The organism is Microbacterium sp. HMWF026 (genome assembly GCF_003061325.1).
GTDB lineage: Bacteria > Actinomycetota > Actinomycetes > Actinomycetales > Microbacteriaceae > Microbacterium > Microbacterium testaceum_E.
Genome location: NZ_QAJB01000318.1, coordinates 1379 through 4675, shown reverse-complemented (window position 1 = coordinate 4675; position 3297 = coordinate 1379). Strand labels below are relative to the sequence as shown.

The window sequence follows — 3297 nt, the reverse complement described above, 5'->3', positions numbered from 1 at the left end:
GGCAGCAGAGCGTGCAGACGCTCGCCTCGCAGGCGTCCGCGGGCGACTACGCCTCGGCGCTCGCGGGCCTCGACGCGCTCGAGGCCGAGGGCGTCGCCCGACGCGATGCCGGCGACATCACGACGGACGAAGCCGACGGCATCCTGAGCCGTATCGCGACCGTCCGCGCCGACCTCTCCTCCCTCGCGCCGACGCCGACGCCGACGCCGACGCCCACCGAGCAGCAGACGACGGAGCCCGCGCAGGACGATTCGCAGGACTCCGTCTCGGACGACGGCGACGACCAGCAGAGCGACCCTCCCGCCGAGCAGCAGCCGTCGAACGAGGGACCCGGTGGCAAGGGCGGCGATAAGGGCGGCGACAAGGGCGGCGACAAGGGGCCCGGCGGGAAGGACTCCGGCCCCGGCAAGAAGGACGGCTGACGCCTCGCCGGGCCGCCGCTCGCGGCGTGTCCGGACGGATTCGCGTCGCGCGGTCCGAGGGCCCTCCGCGGCGTGCGAGGATTGCCCGGTGCCGCGCCGAGTGACCTCCCGACTCGACCTCGATCTGGGGGCGTCCGTCGACCTCATCTTCCAGATCACCGCCGCCCAGGGCGTGCCGCTGTCGAGCGAGGTGCTGACCTTCGCGCAGGGGGAGCGGGTCTACACCCCGACCGAGATCGTGGACCAGTCCGGCAGTCGCCTGCACCGCCTGAGCGCCGAGCCCGGTCGGCTCGAGGTGCGCTACGACGCGGTCGTCCACGGACCCGCGCAGAGCCCGCGCACGAGCGATCTCGAGACCATCAGCTATCTGCGCCCGAGCCGCTACTGCCAGTCCGACGAGGTCTTCGCCCAGGCGCGGCGGCAGTTCCGCGGACTGAGCGGGGCCGAGCTGATCGCCGCGGTCTCGACCTTCGTCGCCACGACCGTGACGTACACGCCCGGGCTCAGCCTGGGAACCGACAGCGCGGTCACCACCCTCATGACCGGCCAGGGCGTGTGCCGCGACTACGCCCACGTCGTGATCGCCCTGCTGCGGGCGATGGACATGCCCGCGCGCTACGCCGCGTGCTACGCCCCGGGGCTGTCGCCGATGGACTTCCACGCCGTCGCCGAGGCGTACCTCGACGGCGCCTGGTACGTCATCGACGCGACGCGGTTGGCCGATCGGCGCTCGCTCGTGCGCATCGCGACGGGACGCGACGCCGCGGACTGCGCCTTCTTGAGCTACCACGGCGGGTACGTGGGCCTCGAGGCCATGCACGTGGACGCCGTCCTCGAGGGCGACGAGGCGTCGGCGAGCGACGATCACGAGGCGCTCGTCCAGATCGCCTGAGGGCGACCGCGCGACCGGGCGCAAGCCCCCGGCGAGGCGCAGGTGCGTGTCCGACGCTGTGCGACGAAGCCCGATCGGGCCCGCACCCCCGGCGAAGGAGAACCCGCATGCCCCTCATCGCGATCGACGTCATCCGCGGCCACTACGACCCGACGCAGCTGCGGACGCTGATGGATGCCGTCCAGGATGCCGTCGTCTCGGCCTTCGAGGTCCCCGCGACCGATCGCTACCAGATCCTCACGCAGCACGAGCCGTTCGAACTGGTCGCCCTCGACACCGGTCTCGGCATCGGGCGGACCGAGGGGCTGGTGATGGTGCGCGTGACGTCCAAGGCGCGTCCCGACGAAGCGAAGACCGCCCTGTACCGGACGCTGGCCGACACCCTGCACGAGCGCGTGGGCGTCGCCGGCTCCGACCTGGTGATCAGCATCGTCGACAACGGCGACTCAGACTGGTCGTTCGGCCACGGCGTCGCGCAGTTCGTGACGGGCGAGCTCGGCTGAGTCGGCGCTGCGGGCGGCGGGCGGCTCCGCCGCCCCGCCATACACTGGAGGGGTTATGAATCCCGCAGCCCTCTCCGCCGCCCTGCTCGCCGTCATCGCCCCGCTCGCCGAGGCGCGACGCGAGGGCTCGTCCGCCGGGCTGAGCGTCGACGACCTGCCGCTGGAGCGGCCGAAGAACCGCGACCACGGCGACTGGGCCTCCAACGCGGCGCTCAAGCTGTCGAAGATCGTCGGCGCGAACCCGCGCGAGTTCGCGGCGCAGATCGCCGAGGGGCTCGCGGGCGTCGACGGTGTCGCGAGCGTCGAGGTCGCCGGCCCCGGCTTCATCAACATCCGTCTCGATGCCGCCGCCGCGGGCGCCCTCGCGCGCACCATCGTCGAGCAGGGCGCGGCGTTCGGCACGAACGACTCGCGCGCCGACGAAGTCATCAACCTCGAGTTCGTCAGCGCCAACCCGACCGGCCCCATCCACCTGGGCGGCACGCGGTGGGCGGCCCTCGGCGACGCCCTCGCGCGCATCCTGTCGTCGCAGGGAGCCCGGGTCACCCGCGAGTACTACTTCAACGACCACGGCGCGCAGATCGACCGCTTCGCCCGCAGCCTCGTCGCCGCCCACCAGGGCGACCCGACGCCCGAGGACGGCTACGGCGGGGCGTATATCCACGACATCGCGCAGCGCGTGGTCGAGGGGTACGACGGCGACGTCGACGCGCTGGACGCGCCGGCCCGGCAAGAGGTGTTCCGCGAGCACGGCGTCTCTCTCATGTTCGCCGAGATCAAGCAGTCCCTGCACGAGTTCGGCGTCGACTTCGACGTGTACTTCCACGAGAACGACCTGCACAACTCCGGCGCGGTCGACCGCGCCGTGGCGCGGCTGCGCGAGCTCGGACACATCTTCGAGGCCGACGGGGCGACGTGGTTGCGCTCGACCGAGTTCGGCGACGACAAAGACCGCGTCATCATCAAGTCCGACGGGCACCCGGCCTACATCTCGGGAGACCTGGCCTACTACCTCGACAAGCGCGAGCGCGGCTTCAACCGCTGCATCATCATGCTCGGCGCCGATCACCACGGCTACGTCCAGCGCCTCATGGCGATGTGCGCCGCCTTCGGCGACGAGCCCCACGTCAACCTGCAGGTGCTGATCGGTCAGATGGTCAACCTCGTCCGCGACGGCCAGCCGATGCGCATGTCCAAGCGCGCCGGCACGGTCGTCACGCTCGAGGACCTCGTCGAGATCGTCGGGGTGGATGCCGCCCGCTACGCGCTCACGCGCAGCTCGGCCGACTCGAACCTCGACATCGACCTCGACGTCCTGCAGAAGCGCACGAACGACAATCCCGTCTTCTACGTCCAGTACGCGCACGCCCGCACGCACAACGTCGCGCGCAACGCCGCGGACTCGGGCGTGGACCGCTCCGAGTTCGCCCCCGAGCTGCTCTCGCACGAGACGGAGTCGGCCCTTCTCGGCGCGTTGCAG

General features: G+C 71.6%; 4 protein-coding genes. All 4 read left to right on the top strand.

Annotation, left to right across the window (positions count from 1 at the left end; all coding sequences use genetic code 11):
* Positions 1-422, top strand: a 422-nt coding sequence (locus DBR36_RS12170; protein ID WP_219927652.1) for a hypothetical protein, incomplete at its 5' end; no start/stop codon positions are given.
* An 88-nt stretch (positions 423-510) separates the two neighbouring features.
* Positions 511-1314, top strand: a complete 804-nt coding sequence (locus DBR36_RS12165) for a transglutaminase family protein (protein WP_108319744.1) — start codon at positions 511-513, stop codon at positions 1312-1314.
* Positions 1315-1421: 107 nt separating this feature from the next.
* Positions 1422-1817, top strand: coding sequence for a tautomerase family protein (locus DBR36_RS12160; RefSeq protein ID WP_108319742.1), 396 nt, complete (start codon positions 1422-1424; stop codon positions 1815-1817).
* Between the two features lie 55 nt (positions 1818-1872).
* The coding region (gene argS, locus DBR36_RS12155) for an arginine--tRNA ligase (RefSeq protein ID WP_258222774.1) at positions 1873-3297 on the top strand (1425 nt) is incomplete at its 3' end.